The organism is Achromobacter sp. ACM04, assembly GCF_014851465.1.
Classification (GTDB): Bacteria; Pseudomonadota; Gammaproteobacteria; order Burkholderiales; family Burkholderiaceae_B; genus Achromobacter; species Achromobacter aegrifaciens.
On the sequence record NZ_JACUZS010000001.1, the window covers coordinates 1,175,454 to 1,200,675 of the forward strand.

24 protein-coding genes are annotated in these 25,222 nt (G+C 67.6%); 15 read left to right on the forward strand and 9 right to left on the reverse strand.

What is annotated here, in order from left to right; all coding sequences use genetic code 11:
* Positions 1–49 precede the first annotated feature (49 nt).
* From IB259_RS05455 to IB259_RS05470, 4 genes are all read left to right on the forward strand, one after another.
* On the forward strand, positions 50–2,404 hold the full coding sequence (locus IB259_RS05455) for a cytochrome P450/oxidoreductase (protein ID WP_175160490.1): 2,355 nt from the start codon (positions 50–52) through the stop codon (positions 2,402–2,404).
* Positions 2,405–2,637: 233 nt separating this feature from the next.
* On the forward strand, positions 2,638–3,501 hold the full coding sequence (gene asd / locus IB259_RS05460; protein ID WP_192327945.1) for an archaetidylserine decarboxylase: 864 nt from the start codon (positions 2,638–2,640) through the stop codon (positions 3,499–3,501).
* Positions 3,502–3,604: 103 nt separating this feature from the next.
* On the forward strand, positions 3,605–4,831 hold the full coding sequence (locus IB259_RS05465; protein ID WP_192327947.1) for an alpha-hydroxy acid oxidase: 1,227 nt from the start codon (positions 3,605–3,607) through the stop codon (positions 4,829–4,831).
* A gap of 60 nt (positions 4,832–4,891) precedes the next feature.
* Positions 4,892–6,052, forward strand: a complete 1,161-nt coding sequence (locus IB259_RS05470; RefSeq protein ID WP_119451561.1) for a metallophosphoesterase — start codon at positions 4,892–4,894, stop codon at positions 6,050–6,052.
* Between the two features lie 10 nt (positions 6,053–6,062).
* On the opposite strand, the gene IB259_RS05475 is transcribed toward IB259_RS05470, so the two are convergent.
* The gene (locus IB259_RS05475) at positions 6,063–6,518 is read right to left on the reverse strand and encodes an Lrp/AsnC family transcriptional regulator (protein ID WP_054454198.1); all 456 of its coding nucleotides are present in this window, start codon (positions 6,516–6,518) and stop codon (positions 6,063–6,065) included.
* A gap of 91 nt (positions 6,519–6,609) precedes the next feature.
* Between IB259_RS05475 and IB259_RS05480 the strand changes: the two genes are divergently transcribed.
* Positions 6,610–7,806: an MFS transporter gene (locus IB259_RS05480; protein WP_192327949.1), complete on the forward strand. Its 1,197-nt coding sequence runs from the start codon at positions 6,610–6,612 to the stop codon at positions 7,804–7,806.
* 29 nt (positions 7,807–7,835) lie between these two features.
* On the opposite strand, the gene IB259_RS30945 is transcribed toward IB259_RS05480, so the two are convergent.
* On the reverse strand, positions 7,836–9,239 hold the full coding sequence (locus IB259_RS30945) for a sensor domain-containing diguanylate cyclase (protein ID WP_225596778.1): 1,404 nt from the start codon (positions 9,237–9,239) through the stop codon (positions 7,836–7,838).
* 148 nt (positions 9,240–9,387) lie between these two features.
* Entirely contained in the window at positions 9,388–10,209 is an 822-nt protein-coding gene (locus IB259_RS05490) for a MetQ/NlpA family ABC transporter substrate-binding protein (protein WP_192327951.1), read from the reverse strand.
* A 159-nt stretch (positions 10,210–10,368) separates the two neighbouring features.
* Between IB259_RS05490 and rocD the strand changes: the two genes are divergently transcribed.
* Entirely contained in the window at positions 10,369–11,604 is a 1,236-nt protein-coding gene (rocD, locus tag IB259_RS05495; protein WP_192327953.1) for an ornithine--oxo-acid transaminase, read from the forward strand.
* Positions 11,604–12,566 carry an arginase gene (gene rocF, locus IB259_RS05500; RefSeq protein WP_054454192.1) on the forward strand — a complete coding sequence of 321 codons (963 nt, stop codon included), beginning with the start codon at positions 11,604–11,606 and terminating at the stop codon, positions 12,564–12,566. Before rocD ends, rocF begins: the two co-directional genes overlap by 1 nt.
* A 16-nt stretch (positions 12,567–12,582) precedes the next feature.
* Here rocF and IB259_RS05505 read toward each other — a convergent pair whose 3' ends face one another.
* Complete coding sequence (locus IB259_RS05505; RefSeq protein WP_192327955.1) at positions 12,583–13,323, reverse strand: IclR family transcriptional regulator; 741 nt, start codon at positions 13,321–13,323, stop codon at positions 12,583–12,585.
* A gap of 231 nt (positions 13,324–13,554) precedes the next feature.
* Between IB259_RS05505 and IB259_RS05510 the strand changes: the two genes are divergently transcribed.
* Together IB259_RS05510 and IB259_RS05515 are read left to right on the forward strand one after the other, a co-directional pair.
* The gene (locus tag IB259_RS05510; protein ID WP_175160468.1) at positions 13,555–14,763 is read left to right on the forward strand and encodes an ABC transporter substrate-binding protein; all 1,209 of its coding nucleotides are present in this window, start codon (positions 13,555–13,557) and stop codon (positions 14,761–14,763) included.
* 61 nt (positions 14,764–14,824) lie between these two features.
* On the forward strand, positions 14,825–15,883 hold the full coding sequence (locus IB259_RS05515; protein ID WP_054454185.1) for an alcohol dehydrogenase: 1,059 nt from the start codon (positions 14,825–14,827) through the stop codon (positions 15,881–15,883).
* 1 nt (position 15,884) lies between these two features.
* On the opposite strand, the gene IB259_RS05520 is transcribed toward IB259_RS05515, so the two are convergent.
* The gene (locus IB259_RS05520; RefSeq protein WP_054454184.1) at positions 15,885–16,400 is read right to left on the reverse strand and encodes an RES family NAD+ phosphorylase; all 516 of its coding nucleotides are present in this window, start codon (positions 16,398–16,400) and stop codon (positions 15,885–15,887) included.
* Complete coding sequence (locus IB259_RS05525; protein WP_054454182.1) at positions 16,397–16,864, reverse strand: antitoxin Xre/MbcA/ParS toxin-binding domain-containing protein; 468 nt, start codon at positions 16,862–16,864, stop codon at positions 16,397–16,399. The genes IB259_RS05520 and IB259_RS05525 overlap by 4 nt, the downstream gene beginning before the upstream one ends.
* Before the next feature lie 194 nt (positions 16,865–17,058).
* Between IB259_RS05525 and IB259_RS05530 the strand changes: the two genes are divergently transcribed.
* Positions 17,059–17,436 carry a DUF423 domain-containing protein gene (locus IB259_RS05530; protein ID WP_054454180.1) on the forward strand — a complete coding sequence of 126 codons (378 nt, stop codon included), beginning with the start codon at positions 17,059–17,061 and terminating at the stop codon, positions 17,434–17,436.
* Between the two features lie 58 nt (positions 17,437–17,494).
* Positions 17,495–18,406: a DMT family transporter gene (locus IB259_RS05535; protein WP_192327957.1), complete on the forward strand. Its 912-nt coding sequence runs from the start codon at positions 17,495–17,497 to the stop codon at positions 18,404–18,406.
* Positions 18,407–18,413: 7 nt separating this feature from the next.
* Here IB259_RS05535 and IB259_RS05540 read toward each other — a convergent pair whose 3' ends face one another.
* Both IB259_RS05540 and IB259_RS05545 read right to left on the reverse strand, forming a co-directional pair.
* On the reverse strand, positions 18,414–19,052 hold the full coding sequence (locus tag IB259_RS05540; protein ID WP_054454840.1) for a glutathione S-transferase family protein: 639 nt from the start codon (positions 19,050–19,052) through the stop codon (positions 18,414–18,416).
* Positions 19,053–19,057: 5 nt separating this feature from the next.
* Entirely contained in the window at positions 19,058–20,212 is a 1,155-nt protein-coding gene (locus tag IB259_RS05545; RefSeq protein WP_192327960.1) for a PQQ-dependent sugar dehydrogenase, read from the reverse strand.
* Between the two features lie 80 nt (positions 20,213–20,292).
* On the opposite strand from IB259_RS05545, the gene IB259_RS05550 reads away from it, so the two are divergent.
* Complete coding sequence (locus IB259_RS05550; RefSeq protein ID WP_054454174.1) at positions 20,293–20,904, forward strand: glutathione S-transferase family protein; 612 nt, start codon at positions 20,293–20,295, stop codon at positions 20,902–20,904.
* Between the two features lie 34 nt (positions 20,905–20,938).
* Here the strand turns inward: IB259_RS05550 and IB259_RS05555 are convergent, their stop codons facing one another.
* Positions 20,939–21,904 carry a LysR family transcriptional regulator gene (locus IB259_RS05555; RefSeq protein ID WP_192327963.1) on the reverse strand — a complete coding sequence of 322 codons (966 nt, stop codon included), beginning with the start codon at positions 21,902–21,904 and terminating at the stop codon, positions 20,939–20,941.
* Between the two features lie 133 nt (positions 21,905–22,037).
* Here IB259_RS05555 and IB259_RS05560 point away from each other — a divergent pair, with 133 nt between their 5' ends.
* The 3 genes from IB259_RS05560 to IB259_RS05570 are packed head-to-tail and all read left to right on the forward strand — an operon-like array spanning position 22,038 to position 25,217.
* A complete protein-coding gene (locus tag IB259_RS05560) occupies positions 22,038–23,015 on the forward strand; it encodes a tripartite tricarboxylate transporter substrate binding protein (RefSeq protein ID WP_192327966.1) in 978 nt (325 codons plus the stop codon).
* The gene (locus IB259_RS05565; protein WP_192327969.1) at positions 23,015–24,481 is read left to right on the forward strand and encodes an amidohydrolase family protein; all 1,467 of its coding nucleotides are present in this window, start codon (positions 23,015–23,017) and stop codon (positions 24,479–24,481) included. Before IB259_RS05560 ends, IB259_RS05565 begins: the two co-directional genes overlap by 1 nt.
* A gap of 1 nt (position 24,482) precedes the next feature.
* The gene (locus tag IB259_RS05570; RefSeq protein WP_119451571.1) at positions 24,483–25,217 is read left to right on the forward strand and encodes an aspartate/glutamate racemase family protein; all 735 of its coding nucleotides are present in this window, start codon (positions 24,483–24,485) and stop codon (positions 25,215–25,217) included.
* Positions 25,218–25,222: the final 5 nt, after the last annotated feature.

Below are 25,222 nucleotides of genomic sequence, written 5' to 3' on the forward strand. Positions count from 1 at the left end.
ATTACGCAATGCGTATATGATTTACGCAATTGTAATCCGGAGCGACGACATGGGCCACCCAACCACCCCTGCAACCCCCGCGCCCGCCAGTACCGGCGGCTGTCCCATCGACCATGCCGCGCTGGCGCGTGCCCAAGGCTGTCCGGTCAGCCCGCGCGCCGCGGAATTCGATCCGTTCGGCGACGGCTACCAGCAGGACCCGCCCGAGTACGTGCGCTGGGCGCGCGAACAGGAACCCGTGTTCTACAGCCCCAAGCTGGGCTATTGGGTGGTCACGCGCTATGACGACATCAAGGCCGTGTTCCGCGACAACCACACCTACAGCCCCTCCATCGCGCTGGAAAAGATCACGCCGACCGGCCCCGAGGCCAACGCAGTGCTGGCCAGCTACGGCTACGCGATGAACCGCACCCTGGTCAACGAGGACGAACCGGCCCACATGCCGCGCCGCCGCGTGCTGATGGATCCGTTCACGCCGGACGAACTCAAGCACCACGAACCCATGGTGCGGCGCCTGACGCGCGAATACGTGGACCGTTTCATCAACGACGGCCGCGCCGACCTGGTCGACCAGATGCTGTGGGAAGTGCCCTTGACGGTCGCCCTGCACTTTCTGGGCGTGCCCGAGGAGGACATGGATCTGCTGCGCCAGTACTCCATCGCCCACACCGTCAACACCTGGGGCCGGCCCAAGCCGGAAGAACAGGTGGCGGTGGCGCATGCGGTAGGTAATTTCTGGCAACTGGCGGGCAAGATCCTGGACAAGATGCGCCAGGATCCCGATGCCCCGGGCTGGATGCAGTACGGCATCCGCAAGCAGAAGGACCATCCCGAAGTCGTCACCGACTCGTACCTGCATTCGATGATGATGGCCGGCATCGTCGCGGCGCATGAGACCACCGCCAACGCCTCGGCCAACGCCATCAAGCTGCTGCTGCAGCATCCCGACGCCTGGCGCGAACTGTGCGAGGACCCCGGCCTGCTGCCCAACGCGGTCGAGGAATGCCTGCGCCACAACGGCTCGGTCGCGGCCTGGCGCCGCCTGGCCACGCGCGACACCGAGATCGCCGGCGTGGCGATTCCCGCGGGCGCCAAGCTGCTGATCGTGTCCTCGTCGGCCAACCACGACGAACGCCATTTCGCCGACGCCGACTTCTTCGACATCCGCCGCGACAACGCCAGCGACCAGCTGACCTTCGGCTATGGCGCGCACCAGTGCATGGGCAAGAACCTGGCGCGCATGGAGATGCAGATCTTCCTGGAAGAGCTGACCCGCCGCCTGCCGCATATGCGCCTGGCCGAACAGCAGTTCACCTACGTGCCGAACACCTCGTTCCGCGGCCCCGAGCATCTGTGGGTGGAATGGAACCCGGCCGACAACCCCGAGCGCCGCGACGCCGCCCTGCTGGATCAGGTGCAGCCGGTGCGCATCGGCGAGCCCTCGACCCACGCGATCAGCCGCAAGCTGGTGGTGACGCAGGTCACGGCCGCGGCCGACGGCATTGCGCGCATCAGGCTCGAATCGCCTGACGGCAAGCCGCTGCCGCGCTGGACGCCCGGCTCGCACATCGACGTCGAATGCGGCGACACGGGCCTGTCGCGCCAATACTCGCTCTGCGGCGATCCGGCCGCCGCGAATGCATTGGAGATCGCCGTGCTCAAGGAAACGGCAGGCCGCGGCGGTTCCGCCTGGATCCACCAGCACCTGCGCGCGGGCAGCATCGTGCGCGCACGCGGCCCGCGCAACCATTTCCGCATGGACGAAAGCGCCAAACGTCTGATCCTCATCGCCGGCGGCATCGGCATCACGCCCATCAGCGCCATGGCGCGCCGCGCGCGCGAGCTGGGCCTGGATTACGAACTGCACTACAGCGGACGCTCGCGCGCCTGCATGGCCATGCTGGACGAACTGCTGCAGCTGCATGGCGCGCGCCTGCATCTGCATGTCAGCGAGGAAGGCAGCCGCAACGACTTCGCCGCCCTGCTGTCCCGTCCCGAGGCCGGCGTCCAGATCTACGCCTGCGGCCCCGAGCGCATGCTGGATGCCCTGCAAGCCGCCTGCGCCGCCTGGCCCGAGGACAGCCTGCGCGTGGAGCACTTCCATTCCACGCTCGCCACGCTGGACCCGTCCAAGGAACACGCCTTCGAGGCCGAGCTGAAGGACTCCGGCATCGTCGTGCAAGTGCCTGCCGACCAGACGCTGCTGAGCGCGCTGCGCAGCGCCAACATCGACGTGCAGAGCGATTGCGAGGAAGGTCTCTGCGGCTCCTGCGAGGTGCGCGTGCTGGGCGGCGCGGTCGATCACCGCGACGTGGTGCTGACCCGCGCCGAACGCGAGGCCGGCACCCGCATGATGGCTTGCTGCTCCCGCGCCCAGGGCAAGCGCATCGTGCTGGAGCTGTAGCGGCTGGCGTGCCTGCAATGTCGCGCCCTTGCGCCCGGCGCCGCATGCGCGCATTCATATGCCTGAAGTGCGCCTGAAAGCGGTAGAATTCACCCCTCTGCTCATCACCACATCGTCCCGCTGCAACGCGGGACGACGTTTTTTGACGCGGCCAGTCCCGGGCCTGAAGGCGGGCCCCTTGCGGGCCGGCCCGTGCCGCGGCCGGCCGCGGGGTAATTTCTCAGCGCTCCTAGATGCCGATCAAAGACCAACTATTCCTCGCCAGCCAGTATCTTTCCCCTCACCACCTGGTGTCGCGGCTCTTCGGGTACGCATCCGACTGCCGGGAACCCGCGGTCAAGAACTGGATGATTTCGCGCTTCGTCTGCCGCTATGGCGTGGACATGCGCGAGGCGCTGCAGGAAGACCCGCTGGCCTATGACTGCTTCAACGACTTCTTCACGAGGGCATTGAAAGAAGACGCGCGGCCCCTGGACGACGAGCCGGGCTCGGTGGTGTGTCCGGCCGACGGAGCCATCAGCCAGATGGGCGCTATCGAACATGGCCGCATCTTCCAGGCCAAGGGCCATAGCTACGGCCTGGCCGACCTGCTGGGCGGCGACGCCGAACGCGCGGCCCCGTTCCAGGGCGGCGAATTCGCCACCGTCTATCTGTCGCCCAAGGATTACCACCGCGTGCACATGCCGGTCGCCGGCACCCTGCGCGAAATGATCCACGTACCCGGCCGCCTGTTCTCGGTCAACCCGCTGACCGCCCGCAACGTGCCGCGCCTGTTCGCGCGCAACGAACGCGTGGTCTGCATCTTCGACACCGAGCACGGACCGATGGCCCTGGTGCTGGTGGGCGCCATGATCGTCGCGTCCATCGAGACGGTGTGGGCAGGCCTGGTCACGCCGCACAAGCGCCGCGTGAAAGCCACCCGCTACGACGACGCGGCGCGCGCCCCGATCCATCTGGCCAAGGGCGCGGAAATGGGCCGCTTCAAGCTGGGCTCCACCGCCATCGTGCTGTTCGGTCCCAACCAGATCCGCTGGGCCGACACGCCTGCCGTGCTGGGTCCGGTGCGCATGGGCGAACTGATGGCGCTGCCTGCGTAGTTTTCTCCGCAAATATTCGATTTATTCGAAATTGGATGTCTGGTTTTATTCGCTTTATGCGATGAATCGGCGTTGCTAGATTACGGGCTTTTGCCGGCCCGCCATGACATCCCTGCTCTCGTCCTCCGCCAGTCCCCGCGCCGCCTCGGCCGACCGCCCCTTGCCGCGCGCGCTGGCGCGCATGCTGTCGCTGGACGACTTCGAGGCGGCGGCGAAACGCCGCCTGCCGCGGCCGATCTTCGGCTATGTCGCGGGCGCGGCCGAAGACAACCAGTCCCTGCGCGGCAACCGCAGCGCCTTTGCGCAGTACGCGTTTTCGCCGCGCGTGCTGGTGGACGTGTCGCGCCGCACGCAGCAAACCGAACTCTTCGGCCGCCGCTATGCCTCGCCCTTCGGCATTGCCCCGATGGGCATCAGCGCGCTGTCGGCCTACCGCGGCGACATCGTGCTGGCGCGTGCCGCGCGTGAGCAAGGCATACCCGCCATCCTCAGCGGCACCTCGCTGATTCCGCTGGAAGACGTCATCCGCGCAGCGCCCGGCACCTGGTTCCAGGCCTATCTGCCTGGCGATCCGCAGCGCATCGACGCGCTGGTTGAACGCGCCCGCCGCGCCGGCTACGAAACCCTGGTGCTGACGGTGGACATTCCCGTGTCGGCCAACCGCGAGAACAACGTGCGCACCGGCTTCTCCACCCCGCTCAAGCCCAGCCTGCGCCTGGCCTGGGATGGCTTGACGCGGCCGCGCTGGCTGGCCGGCACGTTCATGCGCACGCTGTTGGCCCATGGCATGCCGCATTTCGAGAACTCCTTTGCCACGCGCGGCGCGCCGATCGTGTCGTCGTCGGTGCTGCGCGACTTCAGCGCGCGCGATCACCTAAGCTGGGAACATGTGGCGCGCATCCGCCGCCAATGGCCAGGCACGCTGATCATCAAGGGCATCCTGCATCCGCAGGACGCGGCGCTGGCGCGCCAGCACGGCGCGGACGGCATCATCGTGTCCAACCATGGGGGCCGGCAATTGGACGGCGCGGTCTCGCCGCTGCGCGCCCTGCCCGCCGTCGCCGAGGCCGCCGGCAACATGACCGTGATGATGGACAGCGGCGTGCGCCGCGGCAGCGACGTGCTCAAAGCCCTGGCGCTGGGCGCGAGCTTCGTCTTCGTCGGCCGGCCCTTCAACTATGCGGCCGCAGTCGGCGGCGAGGCCGGCGTATCGCACGCCATCGGCCTGCTGCGCGCCGAGGTCGACCGCAACATGGCGATGCTGGGCATCAACCATGTACAGGAGATGGGACCGGATTTGCTCGTGCGGGAGTATCCGCACCCGGCATAGAATGGCGGTTCCCTTGCCCCGCGCGCCGCTGCTCCCGGCCTGGCGCGCCCCAGAGCCGCCGTGTCCCTACGCCAATCCTCATTCTTCCTGCGCTTCCTGACCCTGGGCGCCCTGGCTCACGTCTACGTGGGCGCCCGCCTGATCCCCGACGCCCAATTGGGCGGAGCGGGTTCCGCCGCCGCCATTCTTGCCTTGCTGCTGTCCTGCATCCTGATCCCGCTGGGGATGCTGGGGCGTTCGTCCGTGCACCCGCCCTGGGGCGACCGCATTGCCTGGGTCGGGCTGTTCGCGATGGGCCTGTTCTCGTCGCTGTTCGTGCTGACGGTGCTGCGCGACGCTTTGCTGCTGGTGACGTGGCTGGCGAATCTACTGATCGGCGCCGATCTGCCTTGGACCACGCTGCGCCGGGTCAGCGCCTGGGCCGTGCCCATATTGGCCCTCGCCGGAACATTGGTCGGCCTGTACAACGCCCGCAAGCGGGCGCGCGTGGTCGATGTGGACGTGCCCATCGCCGGCCTCGCGCCCGACCTGGACGGCTTCACCATCGTGCAGATCAGCGACATCCACGTTGGCCCGACCATCAAGAAACGCTACGTGCAGGCCATCGTCGACGCCGTCAATGAACAGCTGCCGGACATGATTGCGATCACCGGCGACGTGGTCGACGGCAGCGTCGAGCAGCTTTCCGTACAGGCCAGCCCGCTGGGCCAGCTGCGCGCGCCCCATGGGGTCTATCTGGTGACCGGCAACCATGAATACTATTCGGGCGCCACGCCCTGGATCGCCGAGTTCCGCCGCATGGGGCTGCGCGTGCTGATGAACGAGCACGTGGTCATCCACCCCGCCGGCCTGCCCGTGGTGGTGGCGGGCATCACCGACTACAGCGCCGGCTCGTTCGATCCGCAGCATCGCAGCAATCCCAAGGCGGCGCTGGCGGGCGCGCCCGCCGACGCCATGCCCCGGATACTGCTGGCGCACCAGCCGCGCAGCGCGGCGGCGGCCGAGCCACTCGGCTATACCCTGCAACTGTCCGGCCATACGCATGGCGGACAGTTCTTCCCATGGGGTTTCTTCGTGCGCTTCCAGCAGCCCTATACGGCCGGCCTGCATCGCCTGGGCAAGATGTGGATCTACATCAGCCGCGGCACGGGCTACTGGGGACCGCCCAAGCGCCTGGGCGCACCCTCCGAGATCACGCGCCTGCGGCTGCGCGCGGCCTGAACGGCGCGGCTCAGCCGTTGTCCGGCAAGGGCCCGCGTTCCAGATAGCTGGTCAGGGCGATGTCGCTGGTGGTGTTGGTGATGCCGTCGATCTGATGGATGCGGGCCAGCAGCGCCTCCAGCGCCTGCGTATCACGCACGCGCACTTTCAGCAGCATGGCGCTCTTGCCGGTGATGGTGTGGATCTCTTCCACCTCGGTCAGCTCGGCCAGCCCCAGCACCTGCTGCGTAATGGTCCAGTTGTTGGTGTCCACGTGCACGAAGGCCAGCAGCGGCCGGCCGATGCGCGCGCCGTCCAGCTTGGCGGCAATGCCCTTGATCAGACCATCGCGCTTGAGGCGCTTGACCCGTTCATGCACGGCCGGGGCGGAGAGGTTCAGCATTTTGCCCAATTCGGCGTAGCTGGGGGAGGCATCGTCGGCCAGCAGCGTTAACAGCTTTCGGTCGCGGTCATCAAGATCAGGCATTGGAATCAGGTTCTGCCGAACGGCATTCGAACTTTTACGGAATAAGGAAATATAAGCGTTAACCCTTATTTTATTCCAATAAAATTTCGCGATGCAGAACCGTAGCACCCGCAGCGCCCGCCCCGCCTCTTCCGTCCCCGCCCTGATGTTCGCCGTCAGCGTCGTAGGCTCCAACGGCCTGGCGCTCAGTCCCATCCTGAGCGACGTGGCGCGCTCCTTTTCCACCTCGCCGCTGACCATCAGCACCGCCATTTCCGCCTATGGCGCGGCCACGGCCGCCAGCGCTTTCTTCCTGGCCGCACGCATCGACCGCATCGGCGTACGCCGCTCGCTGCTGGGCGCGATGGCGGTCCTGATCGCCGCGTTGATCCTGTCCGCCTGCGCGCCGCACTGGCTTGTGCTGACGCTGGCGCAAGCCTTGGCGGGCGCCGCTGCGGGGGTCATCCTGCCCGCCGCCTATGGATCTGCCGCGCTGATCGCGCCGCCTGGCCAGGAGGCGCGCACCCTGGGACGCGTCATCGCGGGCTGGTCGGTGTCGCTGGTGGCGGGCGTACCGCTGTCCGCGCTCATCTCCGACGCGGTGGGCTGGCGCGCCACCTACGCCACGCTGGCGCTCTGCGCCGCCATTGCCGTGCTCGGGCTGCGCAAGCTGCCGGAACGCCGCGCCGGGAATCCCGCGCCGCTGCGCCTGTCGCGCCTGCTGGCGCCGCTGTCCTACCGCGACGTGCCCGCCCTGCTGTTGGGCTGCCTGGCGTTCTCGTCGGCCTTCTATGGCGTCTACGCCTTCCTGGCGGACCACGTGCGCGGCCTGCTCGCGCTGTCTGCAGGACAGGTGGGCTTCATCGCTTTCGCCTACGGAGCGGGGTTCCTGCTGGCGGGGGTGGCTGGCGCGCCGCTGATCGAGCGGCTGGGGCCGCGCCGCGCCCTGCCGTTGGCGCTGGGCGTGATCGCGCTGGTGTATCTGGGGCTGCTGCCGGCCGCGCATGCGTTGAGCGCGGTGCTGGCCATCGCCACGCTATGGGGCGCGGCCTCGCAACTGAGCCTGAACCTGCTGGTGCTGCTGCTGTCGCGCGCCCGGCCCGAAGAGCGCGGCGCGGTGCTGGGGCTGAACACCTGCACCACCTACCTGGGCGCAAGCGTCGGTACCGCGATCGCCGGCACCATCTACACCCACGCGGGATTCGAAGCGCTGGGCCTGGCCGCGGCCTGCGCCCTGGCTGCCGCGGCGGTGGGCCTGCATTGGCGGCTCAATGGCCGGCGCTCGGCGCGCGGCCAGGCGACTGCCTGAATGCCATAGGCTGGCGGCAGCAACATCGATCAGTTGCGATACTCCACCGCGCAATCCCTGCCCGACCGCTTGGCTTGATAAAGCGCGAAATCCGCACGGCGCAGCACGTCCGAGGCGCTGGCATCGCCGGGCAGAAAGCCCGCAATGCCGCCGCTCACCGACAGCGTCACCACCGCCCCATCGATATCCGCCGGATGCTGCCGCAGGCTGGTGCGCAGGCGCTCGCAGATCGCGCGCGCCACCGCCGCATCGGCGTCCGCCAGCAGCACCAGGAACTCCTCGCCGCCCAGCCGACCCACGGAATCGCCCTCGCGCAGACAGGCGCGCAGTTGATCGCAGAAATGCCGCAAAGCGATGTCGCCCCCCAGATGTCCATAGCGGTCGTTGACCTGCTTGAAGTAGTCCAGGTCCAGCATCAGCGCGGTGGTCGGACCGCCCGCGCCACGGCGGACGTCGGCCAGGCGCTCTTCCATCCGCTTGAGGATTTCGGCGCGATTCCAGCAGTCGGTCAGGCTATCCACCCGGGCCATGCGCTCCAGGGCGGCTTCCGCACGCCGGCTTTCGGTGACGTCCATGCCCAGGTTCACAACCTTGCCGTCGGGCAGCTTGACGTTGGACCAAAGCACCGACAATTGCTCGCCGTCGCGCGTGCGCGGCTGCCATTCGCGGAACGAGCGGTCGGGCCGCGCGACGACGCTATCCATCGCACGATCCCGTACGGCCGGATCGGGGTAGAACAGCGCAAAAGGGTTCAGGCTCAGCTTGATCTCGGCTTCGGACCAGCCGAAGCGCCGCGCACAGGCGTCGTTCCACAAGGTGCAGCGGCCGTCCTGGTCGAAGGCGTTGATCAGCACCGGCGCCGACCGGAACAGCGCCCCAAACTGCGCGATGACTTCGTTCAGCCGCGCCAGCTCGCGCTCGCGGGCGGCGGCGTCCAGCACAGCGTGCTGCGCGAAACTGGCGAGTATGGCTTGCGCGCTGACGTAGGCTGACGCATCGGCCAGTTCGCGCCTGAAGAGGAAAGCGATGTGACCACAGGCGACCCCGTTCGCGTCGAAAAGCGTACGCGCCACCCAGGCCCGCACGCGGGCTTCGGCCAGCCAGGGATTGTCTTGCGGCGTGTGATGCAGGCAGACATGCGAGGTCTGATCCGCCAGCCGTGCGTGCAAGGCGTCACCCGCGCCCGCGGGACCAGCCGCCAGGCCAGCGCCGCAACTGGCGCTGGCGATCAGTTCCGTCCCGCCGCTGGCGTCCTGCAGCCGCACCCAGGCGTAGTCCACGCCCATGTCCGCGGCCGCGCGGCTGACCAGCGTTTCGAAAAAGCCGGCCTGCGGCCCCGCCGCCAGAATCGCGCTCGCCGCGGCCAGGATGCGGCCGTCATCGACGGGCAGGACCTGGGCATGGGCGGCATCGTCGGACGATGGAATACGCATGGCGTGGGGCTCGAGAGTAGAGGGCGCGCCCTGCGGCGCAGCCAAGACGGCGCCTCATCTCCGGGCGGGAGGAAAATTGGGGCCAGTATACGAGCTATCCCTGAGCCGAACTGCCAAGAATCGTCAATGCCCACGCCCCCGCGCCCCGTTACCAAGGAAAGTCGATCAGATCGCCATAAAGGCTGCGCAGCTTGGCCTTCACTTCGGCCGAGTTCTGGTAGATCGAGATGAACTTCAACAGGCGCGGGTCCTGCGCGCCGGCCGGCGTGGCCACCCAGCGGATGGCATAGCGCCGCACATTGGCCGGATCGGTGTTGTCAAAGGCCAGGCCGTCCTTCTCGTTCAAGCCGGCCTGCTTGGCGAAGGTGGTGTACGTGACGGACGCGGTCACGTCGTCGAACGTGCGCGCCGACTGCGAGCCTTCGATCTGCACGAACTTCAGTTTCCTGGGATTGGACACCACGTCTTCCAGCGCGGCCTGGTGCGCCACGCCGGGCTTGAGTTTGATCAGGCCGATGGATTCCAGCAGCAACAGCGCCCGGCCCGTGTTGACCGGGTCGTTCGGCACCGCGATGGTCGCGCCGTCAGGCACGGCGTCGCCCTTCTTCAGCTTTTTGGAAAACAGGCCGATGGTGGTGGAATAGCCGTAGGCAATGGGCTTCAAGTCCGCGCCGCGGCGCTGGTTGAAGAGTTCCAGGAAGGGTTCATGCTGGAAGAAGTTCGCGTCCACCGAGCCATCGGCGACCGCGATGTTGGGCAGCACCCAATCGTTGAACTCCACCAGCTTGACCTCCAGACCCTCTTTCCTGGCCTGGGCGACGGCGATCTCGGTGGCGGCATTGGCCACGCTGGGGATCACGCCGATGCGCAGCGGCTTGTCCTGCGCCATGGCGGCGGAGGCGCAGGCCAGCGCCAACCCGGCCGCGGCCGCGCAGCGGGTGAATTTCAGTAGCAGTTTGTGCAACAACATGAGAACCATCCAGGTAGGAAAACAGGGCATCGCCCTGCGCAGCCGCTATTGTGCAGCAGCCCGCGGCGTCGCCCGGCAATGGCCTTTGTCACGCAATGGCAATGCCGCGGACCGGATTGCGGCGCTAAGATGGCTGCAATACCTCCTCGGGAGACGCTCATGAGCGCGGTATTGAACAATCAGCCCGGCGCACCGTCCGCCGCCAGCCACCGCGACCGCGTCGAAGACCAGCTCGGCGCGCATAACTACTACCCCCTGGATGTGGTCATCGCGCGCGGCAGCGGCGTCTGGCTTTACGACGTGGACGGCCGCAAGTACCTGGATTGCCTGTCGGCCTATTCCGCCGTCAACCAGGGGCACTGCCATCCTGCCATCCTGGCCGCGATGGCCGAGCAGGCGCAAAAGCTCACGCTGACCTCGCGCGCCTTCCGCCACGACCAGATGGCGCCGTTCTATGAAGACCTGGCGCGCCTGACCGGAGCGCACAAGATCCTGCCTATGAACAGCGGCGCGGAAGCCGTGGAAACCGCCATCAAGGCCGTGCGCAAATGGGGCTACGAAGTGCGCGGCGTGCCGGAAAACCAGGCCGAGATCATCGTCTGCGCCAACAACTTCCATGGCCGCACGCTGGGCATCGTGGGCTTCTCTACCGATCCCGACGCCTACGGCCACTATGGGCCGTTCGCGCCGGGGTTCAAGATCGTTCCCTTCGGCGATTACGACGCCTTCGACGCCGCCATCACGCCCAACACCATGGCATTCCTGGTGGAACCGATACAGGGCGAAGCCGGCGTGGTCCTGCCGCCTGCGGGCTATTTCGCTCGGGTCCGCCAGCGCTGCACCGAACGCGGCATCACGCTGATCCTGGACGAGATCCAGACCGGCCTGGGCCGCACCGGCAAGCTGCTGGCCGAAGAGCACGAAGGCATCGAAGCCGACGTCACCCTGATCGGCAAGGCGCTGTCGGGCGGCTTCTACCCCGTGTCGGCGGTGCTGTCCAACGCCGACGTGCTGGGCGTGTTCCAGCCCGGCCAGCACGGCAGCACCTTCGGCGGCAACCCGTTGGCCTGCGCCATCGCGCGCGCCGCGCTGCGCGTGCTGACCGAGGAAGGCATGATCGAAAACGCGGCCGCCATGGGCGCCTACTTCCTGGACCGCCTGCGCACCCTGCCCGGCCCCGTGCGCGAAGTGCGCGGTCGCGGCCTGATGCTGGCCGTGGAGCTGGAGGCCGATGCCGGCGGCGCGCGCCTGTGGTGCGAACGCCTGCAGGCACGCGGGATGCTGGTCAAGGACACGCACGGCCACACGCTGCGCCTGTCGCCGCCCCTGATCGTGACGCGCGAGCAGATCGACTGGGCCTGCGATCAATTGAGCGCGGTACTATCCGCCACTTGATGCACCCTACCGGAGTCCGCGACTTGCAGAACACCGCCAACCTGCCCCACCACATCACCCTGATCGGCGCGCCCACCGACATCGGCGCCGGCGCGCGCGGCGCGTCCATGGGGCCAGAAGCCCTGCGCGTGGCGGACCTGGGCCCGGTCATCGAGGCCCAGGGCTTCCAGGTGACCGACCGCGGCAACCTCTACGGCCCCGCCAATCCCTGGCTGCCGCCTACGGACGGCTACCGCCACCTGGACGAAGTCGCGGCATGGAACCGTGCGGTGCACGATGCCGTCTACGAGGAATTGAGCCAGGGCCGCTTGCCCATCCTGCTGGGCGGCGACCACTGCCTGGGCATAGGCTCGATCAGCGCGGTCGCGCGCCACTGCCGCGCAGCCGGCAAGAAGCTGCGCGTGCTGTGGCTTGACGCCCATGCCGACTTCAATACCAACGCGCTCACCCCCACGGGCAACATCCACGGCATGCCGGTGGCCTGCCTGTGCGGTTACGGCCCGGCGCAGATCACGGGCCTGTCCGGCCAGACTCCCGACATCGAGCCGGGCTGGGTGCGGCAGATCGGCATCCGTAGCGTGGACCAGGGCGAAAAACGCCTGGTGCATGAGGCCGGCCTGGAAGTCTTCGACATGCGCTACCTCGACGAAATGGGCATGCGCGCCACCATGGAAGCGGCCTTGGCCGGGCTGGACGCCGACACGCATCTGCACGTGAGCTTCGACGTGGACTTCCTGGACCCGGAGATCGCCCCCGGCGTGGGCACCACCGTCCCCGGCGGCCCCACCTACCGCGAGGCCCAGCTATGCATGGAAATGATCGCCGATACCGGCCTCATGCGCTCGCTGGACGTGGTGGAACTGAACCCGGCCTTCGACGTGCGCAACAAGACCGCGGAACTGGCGGTGGACCTCATTGAAAGCCTGTTCGGCAAGTCGACCCTGATGCGCCGCGGTTCCTGAGCCGCTTGCGCGGCCCCTAAGCTTCCCGGCCGAGACGGAGCGCTTCCGCCGTCTCGCTCAACAAGCGCAGGTTCTCTGCGCGCCTCTCGGCAACGCGCGACGTGGGTCCCGCCATGCACAGCGCGTACCATTCGCCGCCCAGATCCAGCGCCACCGCCAGCCCGGTCAGGTCAGCCACGCTTTCGCCGGCGTTCTCGGCCCAGCCCCTGGCCGCCGTCCGCTCGATTTCATCCAGCAGCGCCTGGCGCGTGAGCAGCGTGCGATCCGTATAGCGTTCGTACCCGACATCCTCCAGGATGCTCTCGCGCTCGGCCGACCCCAGCCGCGCAAGAATCGCCTTGGCCACGGCGCTGGTATGCAAAGGCCGCCGCACCCCGGGTCGGGTCGCGTAGTGCACCGGGTGTGTGGATTCCGCCATGTCCAGGAACAGCACCGCGCCGTCCTGGATCTTGCCCAGCATCACCGTTTCATTGGCCGCATCGCGCAGCGCGGCAAGCTGCGGACGCACCCGTTCCATCCAGGGGTCGCCCGATTGGATCAGCCCGCACAAGGCGTGCAGCTTGGGCGTGGGGTAGTAACCGGCGCGCCGCCGGACCTCGTACAGATAGCCCCGCGCCACCAGCGTACGCACCAGCGCCAGGCAGCTGGACATGGGCGCGCCCAGGCCTTGCGCCAGTTCGGTCAGCGGCATCGGCCGCCGCTCCTGGGCGAACAGTTCGATCAGTTCCAGCGTTCTTGCGACGAGCTTCACTTCCATGCGTCTACCCCTCGCGCGGCATTCCTCCAGCCGGCGCAAGCGCGCTTCGACTTGGGAAATCCACCATGTTGACTTTTCATATGTGCGAACCTAAATTCTTGCACAAGAATTTTCTTTCACCAATGTGAAATAATTTTCGGCCAGATGGAGAACTGGCGCCCCGCAAGCAGATACACAGCATCCCAACGAGACACCAATAATTCGGCCCTCATCGGGCCGGGAGGCAAGCAGATGCGTATCAAACCCCTGTTGGCGGCGCTGGCCGCCTCGCTGGCCGCCTGCGCGGCCCAAGCCCAAACCGACGTGGTTCGCCTGGGCGTATCCAACGACCGCTCCGGCATCTATTCCGACCTGGGCGGGCTGGGCTCCGAGATGGCCGTGCGCATGGCGGTCGAGGACTTCGGCGGCAAGGTCGCCGGCAAGACCGTCGAAGTCATAGGCGCGGACAACCAGAACAAGGCGGACGTGGCCTCGGCCCTGGTCCGCCGTTGGTTCGACACGCAAGGCCTGGTGGCCGTGGTGGACGGCGGCGCCAGCTCCGCGGGCCTGGCCGCCCAGGGCGTGGCGCGCGAAAAAGGCGGAACCGCCCTCATCAGCGGCGGCTTCGCCGGCGACTTCAGCGGCAAGCAGTGCAGCAATCTCAGCACGCAATGGGCGCCCGACACCTATGCCCTGGCCAATGCCGTGGTCAAGAGCGTGGTCGAAAGCGGCGGCAAGTCCTGGTACTTCATCACCACCGATTATGTCTTCGGCAAATCGCTGGAAGCCAACGCCTCGCGCTTCGTGGACAAGGCCGGCGGCAAGGTGCTGGGCAGCACGCGCCATCCCCTGGGCGCGCTGGATTTCGCTTCGTTCCTGGTGCAGGCGCAATCGTCCAAGGCCGACGTGGTGGGCCTGGCCAGCGCCGGCGGCGACCTGGTCAACCTGATCAAGCAGGCCCAGGAGTTCGGGCTGACCGGGGGCAAGCAGCGCATGCTGACCTTCCTGACCTTCATCAACGACGTGCAGGCGATGGGCCTGCCCGTGGCCCAAGGGCTGACCTTCCCCACCGGTTTTTATTGGGACGCGGACGAAGACACCCGGGCCTGGACCCAGCGCTGGCAGAAAAAGATGGGCGTGACGCGCGCGCCTTCCATCGTGCAGGCCCTGAGCTACGTCGCCACCACCCATTACCTGCAAGCCGCCCAGGCCGCCGGCACCTTCGACGGCGCGACAGTCAACCAGAAGATGCGCGAGTTGCCCATCACCACCAAACTGATCAAGAATGCCCGGGTGCGCCCCGAAGACGGCCGCGTCATCATGGATCTGTATCTGGTCGAAGTGAAGAAGCCCGCCGAATCCAAGTACCCCGGCGACTTCTACCGCATCCTGTCCACGGTGCCGGGCGAAAAGGTCTTCGTGTCCCTGGCGGACAGTGAATGCCCGACCGTGAAGAAATAGCCTTGCCACGCCGCGCCCGCCTCGCGGGCCGGCCGTAAAACCACCCAGGAGGAGACATCCCATGAAGTGCTATTGCGTCGTGAACTTCCGCGAGCCCTTGCAGGAAATGAACCAGCCCACGCCCACGCCGCAAGGGTCGCAGGTGCTGCTGAAGGTGCGCGCGGCTGGCGTTTGCCACAGCGATATCCACTTGTGGGAAGGCGGCTACGACCTGGGCCAGGGCCGCACGCTGTCGTTGAAAGACCGCGGCGTCTCGCTACCGCTCACCATGGGCCATGAAACCGTGGGCGCCGTCGTCTCCGCCGGTCCCGATGCCCAGGGACTGTCGGCCGACCGCAACTACCTGGTGTACCCCTGGATCGGCTGCGGCAACTGCCCGCCTTGCCTGGCCGGCATGGAAAACCACTGCTCCGCGCCCGCCTGCCTGGGCGTGCACCGCGCCGGCGGTTACGCCGACCACATCCTGGTGCCGCACCCGCGCTACCTGATCGACATCGGCGACCTCGATCCCGCGCAGATCGCGCCCTATGCCTGCTCGGGGCTCACCACCTACTCCGCGCTGAAGAAAATTGGCCCGGACATCTACCGTTCGCACCCCGTTGTCATCTTCGGCGCGGGCGGCCTGGGCCTCATGAGCCTGACGCTGATCAAGGCCCTGGGCGGCGCCGGCGCCATCGTCGTCGACATCGACCCCGCCAAGCGCCAGGCCGCGCTGGAAGCCGGCGCGCTCGCCGCCATCGACGGCGCCGCGCCGGACGCCGCGCAGCAGATCATCAAGGCGGCCGGCGGCAAACCCGCGCAGGCCGCCATCGACCTGGTCGGCGCGCCCGCGACTACCTCGCTTGCCTTTGACTTCCTGACCAAGGGCGGCAAGCTGATCATCGTGGGCCTGTTCGGCGGCGCATCGTCGTGGCCCATCGCGCTGATTCCCATGAAAGCCCTGTCCATCATCGGCAGCTACGTCGGCAACCTGACCGAACTGCAGGAACTGATGGAGCTGGTGCGGGCCGGCAAGGTGCCGCCCATGCCCGTGCACCGCCATGCGTTGGCCGAGGCCGACAGCGTGCTGGCATCGCTGCGGGCCGGCAAGGTCGTGGGCCGCGCGGTACTGACGGACTGAACTAGACGGGGCGCAGGCGCGGATCGTAGATGAAGCGTTCGCGCCGCACCACTACGATGTGCTCGGCGTCGGGGTGCGCCGGATTGATCAGGAAATTGCAGTCCGGCACGCCCCGGTAAGGCACGATGGCGCTGGGCAGTTCAAGCAGCGCCGACACGCCGGACTGCACCCAGTTGTCGCCCACCGCCTGCGACGCTTCCGCGAAGGGCACGGCATCCCAGAACGGGTAGTCCTCGTGCAACTGCGTCAGGCTCAGCGCCTGGCGGGCTTCGTGTACGGCGCGCGGCACCGCCAGTTCGATCAGATAGCGGTTGGCCTGTTCGGACGCGCGGGCCGCAAAATGCACCACCGTTTCCAGCGCCGCCAGCGCCACGCTGGCCGAGGCATAGACCACCGCCGTGCCCGGGCTGTTGTAGCGCCCGCCCACGGCCGCGGCGCCCGCCCCGCTCAGGTCGTCGGCGCGGTATTTGCCTGCGGTAGTCCCGATGCGCCAGATCGAAACGCTGTCGTCCGTCATGCGTAGACGCCCGCCGCGGCGCGCGCCAGCGTGTCTTCGACAATGCGGCTGCTGGCGTCGGAGGTCAGCAGCGACAGCGGCTTGACGTTGCCCAGGGCGGGCACTGGCGTGTTCAGCCAGGCGACGGCTTCTTCGTCGCTGCCCAGAACCTGGCGCGCCACCCGCGCCACCCGCGCGACGCGGGCCAGGCGGTCGGATTCGCCCAGCGGCAGCATCAGCCCTTCGCGGCTCCAGCGCGACAGCGAGGCCGCCTTGACCTCGGTGATGGCCATGATTTCCGACTTGGGCACTTGCAGGTAGTCGGCCGCGTCGTCGACCATCTGCGCAGGCAGGCCGCGGCGCACGTCGCGCGCCATGTCGACCAGGGGGCTGTCGACCAGGCTGCGGAACAACTGCTTGGCGCGCGCCGCCGCATGGCGGGACGGACGCTTGGCGGGGCTTTTTTCGAGGGCGGCTACGCTCATGGCCTGACTCCTGCAAGTCTGGGCGCCACGACTGCGGACGCACCAGAAATTCCAAATTGAATTCATGATATCCCATTTGGAAAGACTGTCACAAGATCCGTCCCCAACAATGCCATGCCTCCGGATAGGCGCGGGATTTGGGCATATCATAGGCGGCTGTAACACGATTGATCAGACACTTATAAGGACTGGCGATGACGGACCGGCAGCTGACGATACTTGCGGCGTTGAATCTCATGGTGGCGGTGGGCGCGGGGGCCTTTGGCGCCCACGGCCTCAAGCGCATGCTGACGCCGGAACTGCTGTCCGTCTGGCAGACCGGCGTGCTGTACCACCTGATCCATGCGCTGGGCCTGTTCGTCGTCGCGCTGCTGGGCGCCCGCTACGGTTCGTCCCTGCTTTCCGCGGCCGGCGTGGTGATGTTCGTCGGCATCGTGCTGTTCAGCGGCAGCTTGTATGTGCTGTCCCTGACGGGCACGCATTGGCTGGGCGCCGTTACCCCCTTCGGCGGCGTCGCCTTCCTGGCGTCTTGGGGCATGGTCGCCCTGGCGGCCTATCGCGCCCAAGGCTGAATCCTCCCCCCTTCCTTTCCTTTCGGGCGGCCCGAACCGCCGCCCTCCCAGGCTGTAGATGTCCACCTCTTCCGTACTTCCCGCCCAGGCCCAATCCGCCGCAGCAGGCATCGCCTGCGTGGTGGGCGGCATTTTCTTCCTGACCTTGAGCGACGCCAACGCCAAATGGCTCGGCGCCAACTACAACCCGCTGCAGATCCTGTTCCTGCGGGCGCTCATCGCCCTGCCTTTCGTCGCCACGCTGGCGCTGTGGCTGGGCGGACGGCGAGTATTGCGCACCGCGCACCCTGGCCTGCACCTGACGCGCGGCGCCATCAACGTCGTGTCGGCCTATTGCTTTTATCTGGGCCTGCGCACGCTGCCGCTGGCCGAAGCCACCGCCATCGCCTTCGCCGCACCGCTGTTCGTGACGGCGCTATCGGTACTGGTCCTGAAAGAACGCGTGGACGGCAAGCGCTGGCTGGCCGTGCTGGCCGGGTTCGCCGGCGTGCTGATCGTGGTGCGGCCCGGGGCCGCAACGTTCCAGGCGGCCACCCTGCTTCCGCTGGTCACCGCCTTGCTGTATGGGGTGATGATGATCACGGCGCGCGGCATCAACCGCAACGAAGGCATGCTGACGACCACGCTCTACATCGTGCTGGGCCAGCTGGTCTGTAGCGCGGTCGCCCTGCCTTTGGTCTGGGAGCAGCCCGCGATGGAGGATCTGCCGTACTTCGGCGCCGTCGCCCTGTTCAGCACCCTGGGCCTGGCGTTGATCACCCAGGGATTCCGCATCGGTCCCGCCTCGGTGGTTGCGCCCTTCGACTATACCGGGCTGATCTGGGCCACCATCCTGGGCTGGGTCTTCTGGCATGAGACCCCGGACGCCTATGCCTATCTGGGCGCGCTCTTCATCGCCGGCAGCGGCGTCTACATCGCCCTGCGTGAAGCACGGGCCAAGTCCAGGACCCGCAAACCAACCAAGGCTTGACGCCCGGCTACTCCGTAGGCGGCGGAAAATGCCGTTGCAGCACGCGCGCCACATTGGGCTCCTGCGCCGCCTCGCGCGCCACAGCGGTCAGCGCCGGGCACTCGGACGCGAACCACGCCGGCCCGGGACGCCAATGCGTCATCACCGTGACGTACAGATCCAGCGCAGAAAAGCGCCGGCCCAGCATGTGCGGGGCGCCAGCCTGGCGTTCCAGCTCCTGCCAGATATCCGTCCGCCGCGTATGCACGCGCTGCCTCAGCAGCTCGGCCGCAGGGCCTGCGGTGGTCCATTGCGGCGGGTCGTCGCCATAGGTGAACGTGGGATAGATCGCCGCCACCAGCCGGATCAGCAGATTCAGAAACCGGGCCCGCTCAGGCTTGTCGGGCGCGGGCGCCAGGCCGGCCTGGGGCGCCACATCGTTCAGATGCAGGATCATGGCCGCGCTCTCGGTCATGATCTCGCCGTCCGGCAGGACCAGGGTAGGCACCTGCCCCAACGGATTCAGTTGCAGCAGCCTGTCGCGCTCGGCGCCGGGCTTGAGGTACGGCAGGTCCGTCAAGGTGTGCGGCACGTTGGCCAGTACCAGCGCCATCTCGACGATGGCGGACCCGCAGCCGGCGGACCCGATCAGCTCATACGGTTTCATGGCATTCACTCTCCCTGTTCGGCCGGCGCCAGGCGCAGCAACTCGCCTGGCGAGGCGTCCGTCAACACGTACACATAACCGTCCGGCCCTTGCCGCACGTCGCGTATCCGCTGCTTGCGGTCCGTCAGCAGCCACTCCTGCGCCACCACACGGTCGCCGTCCAAGGTCAGGCGGATGAGATTCTGGTTGGCCAGTGCGCCGATGAACACGGAATTACGCCAGGCGGGGAACCGGTCCGCGTTGTAGAAAGCCATGCCGCTGATGGCCGGCGACTTCGGCCACCAATAGAGCGGCGGCTCCATGCCGGGCAGCTCCGTTGCCTTGGCTTCGGGGATGGGCTGGCCCGAGTAGTTGATGCCGTGGGTGGCCAGCGGCCAGCCGTAGTTCTTGCCGCGCTGGACCAGGTTGATTTCGTCGCCGCCGCGCGGTCCGTGCTCGTTTTCCCAGAGCTGGCCGCTCCAGGGGTTGAGCGCCATGCCCTGGGGATTGCGATGCCCGTAGGACCAGATCTCGGGCCGCGCGCCGGCCTGGCCCACGAAGGGATTGTCGGTCGGCACCGACCCGTCGGCCTTCAGCCGCACCACCTTGCCCTGCAGCTTGTCCAGATCCTGCGCGGTGGGCCGCTGGTTGTTCTCGCCCAGCGAGATGTACAGATAGCCCTTGTCGTCGAACACCAGGCGCGATCCGTAGTGCAGGCCCGACGACAGCTTCGGTTGCTGCCGGAACAGCACGCGGAAATCCTCCAGCGCCGAACCATCGGCGGACAGCTTGCCGCGGCCCACGGCGGTGCCGCTCTTCGAACCATCGGCCTCGGCATAGGACAGATAGACATACCGGTCCTGCGCGAAGTCGGGCGACAGCGCAACGTCCAGCAGGCCGCCCTGGCCCTGCGCCGCGACCTTGGGCACGCCGGCCAACGGCTTGGACAAGCCGCCCGGGATGCGCAGCAGCCTGAGGTTGCCGGGACGCTCGGTAATGAGCACGCCGCCCTCGGGCAGAAAGGCCATTGCCCAGGGATGATTGAGTCCGCCCACCACGGCCGTGATGCGGGCCGGGACCGATGCGGGTTCGGGCCCCGGCTGCGCGGACGCGGGCAGCGCCAGGCAGAAAGAGAACGACAGGAACAGCGCGCGCGTGATTGCGGCGGGACGTGACGGCATGGGCATCTCCGGCAACGGGTGGCGTACCATATCGGCCAGGAACGGAGATCCCCGTCCTTGCTCTCAGGAGACCCCATCTGATGAAACTGTACTACATGCCCGGCGCGTGCTCGCTCGCTTCCCATATCGTTCTGGAATGGATCGGCAAACCCTACGAAACGCACAAGCTGAGCCGCGACGAACTCAAGGGCCCGGAGTTCCTGAAGGTCAACCCGCTGGGCGCCGTGCCCGCCCTGGCGCACGACGGCTGGACCGTCACGCAGAACGCGGCGATCCTCGAGTACCTGGCTGAACACGCGCCTGAACTGCAGTTGCTGGGCGACGGTTCGCCGCGCTCGCGCGCCGAAGTGCGCCGCTGGCTCGGCTTCATCAACTCGGACATCCACAAGACTTTCTCGATGATCTTCGGTGCGTCGCGTTTCGTCGGCGACGAAGGCGCACAGAAGGAGCTGGCCGGCTCGGCTTCCGCGCTGCTGACCAAGCTCTTCGCGCAGCTGAACGCACAGCTCGCCGGCAAGTCCTACCTGACGGGCGACAAGCCCTCCATCGCCGACGCCTACCTGTACGTGGTGCTGCGCTGGGCGCACGCCAAGGAAGTGAACCTGTCGGGCCTGGACAATCTGGCCGCATTCTTCAAGCGCATGGAAGCCGACAAGGGCGTGCAGGCCGCGCTCAAGGCCGAAGGCCTGTAAGGTCCGGCCGGGCTTGCCCCTCCGGCGCAAGCCCTCAGCTGGAAGCGCCGGGCGCCAGTTCGCGCGGCTCCCCCTCTTCCAGCGTTTTCTTCACCGCCGCCAGAAAGCGCCGCGCCAGCAAGGGCGGCGCGCTCAGATTCGAATGCGTGGCCCAGATATCCACGCTGGCCGGCGGCGATATCGGGCGCAAGACCATGTGCGCGGCCTGGTCCGGCGTCACGCACCAGGCATCGACCAGCGCCGGCCCCAATCCCTGCTGCACGAAAGAACAGGCGGTCACGGGCGAATGCACTTCCACCGCCGCCGCGCAAGCCGGCCCTTCGCCGAAGAAGGGCTTGAGCGCGCGCGCCAGCGGCGTATCGCGCGGATAGCCGATCCAGGCCGCGGTGGAGAAATCCTCCGGCCGCATCACCTCGCGCGCCGCCAGCGGATGCCCGGCAGGCAGCGCGCAGACGATGGGCACCCGCGCCAGGCGCACGGACCGCAGATTGGGATGATCGGGCGGCTGCATGGAGACGCCTATGTCCGCCTGGCCCGATAGAAAATACGCAGCCAGCTCATCGAAGGTCACGCTGCGGTAATCGACGCGCGCGTCCGCATTGCGGCCGCGGAAGCGATCCAGCGCCATCGGAATGAGGCGCTGGCCGAAACTGGCGCTGGCGACGATCTTCAGCATGCCCGCGCCCGACTGGCCGAGGCTGGCAGCCAGGTCGTTCACGCGCTGGATGCCGCCATAGACCTGCTCCACTTCCGCGTACAGCCGCCGCGCCTCGGCCGTCGGCGAGAGCCGGCTCTTCACGCGCTCGAACAGCTTGTAGCCCAACCGGCTCTCGGTCAGCGCCAGCACGCGGCTGACCGCGGGTTGCGATACGTGCAGCATGCGGCCCGCGCCGCTGATCGATCCGGCCATCATGATGGCGCGGAACACCTCGATCTGGCGCAGGTTCAAAGGCCGTCCGGCAGTGGGTCCGACCTCGTCCGCATAGGCATGCTCATCCATTTTTTCCCCTGGCAAATCATCACCAAACCGATAACGCCCGATTATAGGTTTTCGACATTTTTCGATGAGGGCGCGCAGAGACGCGGGGTGTAACCTGCCCGCCTCAACACCACAAAACCAAGGGGAATCCACCATGCGTAGCAAACTCTTCCGCGGCCTTTCCGCGTTGGCGCTCGGCGCCGCCATGTCGGCCGCCGCCACCGCCGGCGCGTATCCCGACAAGCCCATCACCTTCGTGGTGCCCTCGGCCGCCGGCGGTTCGCCCGACGTGCTGTCGCGCCTGATCACGACCCAGCTGGCGCGCGACACCGGCGCCACGGTGGTGGTCGAGAACCGCCCCGGCGCCGCCGGCAACATCGGCATCGCCCTGGTCAAGCGCGCCGCGCCCGACGGCTACACGGTGGGCTACGGCAACATCAACACGCTGGCCGTGAACCGTTCGCTGTTCAAGCGCCTGCCCTACGACGTGGACGCGGACCTGACGCCCGTAGCCCATCTGTTCGACCTGTACAACGCGCTTATCGTGCCGGCCGACTCCCCCGTCAAGAGCGTGCAGGACCTGATCGACCGCGCCCGCAAGGAACCCGGCCGCCTGTCCTATGGCGCCTCGGGCGTGGGCACGACCGGCCACATGGGCGGCGAACTCTTCAAGGGCATGGCCAAGATCAACGTCATATTCATCCCCTACAACGGCGGTCCCGCCGCCATCCAGGACCTGCTGGGCGGCCGCCTGGACTACCTGTTCGTCAACACCTCGGAAGCGACCCCGCTGGTCAAGAGCGGCAAGGTCCGCGCCATCGGCGTAAGCAGCCTGAAACGCCTGGCGCTGATGCCCGACGTGCCCACGCTGGACGAAGCCGGCCTGAAGGGCTACGAAACCGTGGCCTGGGGCGGCGTGGTCGCACCCAAGGGCACCCCGCCGGAAGTGGTCGCCACGTTGAACGCCGCCATCCAGAAGGCGCTGCAGGCGCCTGAAGTCCGCACCGGCCTGGCCACGCTGGGCGCCGAACCGGCCAGCGGCTCGCCCGCCGACTTCAAGCAGCTGATCGACCGCGAAACCGCCAAATGGCAACAGATCATCGACGGCGCCGGCATCGAGAAACTCGACTGATGAGCGCGCGCATGCTGCAAGCAGACTTCATCGTGGCAGGCGCCACGCTCGTCGACGGCACCGGCGGCCCTGCCCGCCAGGGCGACCTGGCCGTGCATGACGGCCGCATCGCCGCGGTGGGCGAATTCGCCCGCCCGGCCGGCGTGCCCGTCATCGACGCCAGCGGCCTGACACTGGCGCCCGGCTTCATCGACTCCCATACCCACGACGACGGCTACCTGCTGGCGCACCCGGACATGCTGCCCAAGGTCTCGCAGGGCATCACCACCGTGGTCACCGGCAATTGCGGCATCAGCCTGGCCCCGTTGGATGGCACTGCCATCCCGCAGCCGCTGGACCTGCTGGGTCCGGCCGAACTGTTCCGTTTCAGCACCTTCCGCGCCTGGATGGACGCACTGCGCGCCACGCCCGCCGCCGTCAACGTGGCGCCGCTGGTCGGCCACACCACGCTGCGCGTGGCGGTCATGGACGACACCTCGCGTGCCGCCGACGCGGACGAACGCGCCGCCATGCGCGCGCTGCTGCAAGAGGCACTGGACGCGGGCGCCTTCGGCGTTTCCACCGGCACCTTCTATCCGCCGGCCAGCGCGGCACCCACCGACGAGATCATCGAGGTCTGCGCGCCGTTGCGCGGCCGTCCCGGCGTCTACGCCACGCATCTGCGCGACGAGGCCGACCAGATCGTTGCGGCCATGGAAGAAGCGCTGCTGATCGGCCGCGAACTCGACTGCCGCGTGGTGTTCTCGCACCACAAGCTGGCCGGCGAGCGCAACCACGGCCGCAGCCGCGAAACCCTGGACCTGATCAACCGCGCCGCCGCCACCCAGGCGGTGTGCCTGGATTGCCATCCCTACCCCGCCACCTCCACCATGTTGCGGCTGGACCGCGCGCGCCTGGCCAGCCGCACCATGATCACCTGGTCCAAGGGCTACCCCGAAGCCACCAGCCGCGACTTCAGCGAGGTCATGGCCGAACTGGGCCTGGACGACGAAGCCGCCATCGCACGGCTCGCGCCCGCCGGCGCCATCTATTTCCTGATGGATCCGGCCGATGTCGGCCGCATCTTCTCGCATCCACTGACCATGGTGGGCTCGGACGGCCTGCCCTTCGATCCGCATCCGCACCCCCGCCAATGGGGCACCTTCACCAACGTGCTGCGCGCCATGGTGCGTGAACAGCGCCTGCTGACGCTGGAAACCGCCATCCACAAAATGACCGGCCTCGCCGCGGACCAATACGGCATCGCCGAGCGCGGCCTGTTGCGGGAGGGGTATCATGCTGATCTGGTGCTGTTCGATCCCGCCACCGTGACAGATGTGGCCACTTTTTCAGCTCCCATTCAGGCAAGCCAGGGCATCCAAGCGGTTTGGGTCAACGGCAGGCAGGTCTGGGACGGGGAACGGACCAGCGCCGAACGCCCGGGCCAGGTCTTGACGCCCGGGACGGCATTAGCTCGGAGTAAATAACGTGAACAGCTATTCCCAGGGTTGTTACCTGGGTGTATTGGGCGGCATGGGCCCCATGGCGGGCGCCGCCTTTGCCCTGCGCCTGGCGGCATTGACGCCCGCCGCGATCGACCAGCAGCACATCCCTACGCTGCTGCGCAACGACCCCCGCATTCCCGACCGGTCCAGCGCCTACATGGCGGGCGGCGAAAATCCTCTGCCCTACATGCAGGAAGGCGTGCGCTTTCTGCAGAACGCCGGCGCGCAGCTCATCGCCATCCCGTGCAACACGGCCCACCTCTGGTACGACCAGATCGCTGCGTCCACCGACCTGCCCGTGCTGCACATCATCCAGGCCGTCATCGACGACCTGCGGCGTCTGGGCTTGCCCACCGGCCGCATCGGCCTGATGGGCACCGCCGCCACGCTCAAGCTGGGCCTCTATCAGCAGCATCTGGAAGCGCAAGGCTATGAGTGCATCGTGCCCGACGACGACGAAGTCGAACGCTATTGCATGGGCTCGATCCGCGCGGTCAAGGCCAATCGCCTGGAAGACGCCTACGCGCCAGCCGCCGAATGCATCGCCCGCCTCAAGGCGCGCGGCGCGGACGCCGTGGTGCTGGGCTGCACCGAACTGCCCCTCGCAGTGCCGCACGCGCTGCGCCCCAGCCTGGGCGTGACGCTGACCGACTCCATCGACGCGCTGGCGCGAGCCGCAATCGCGCATTACCAGGCCGAACAGCTGCTGGCGGCCTGAGCCCG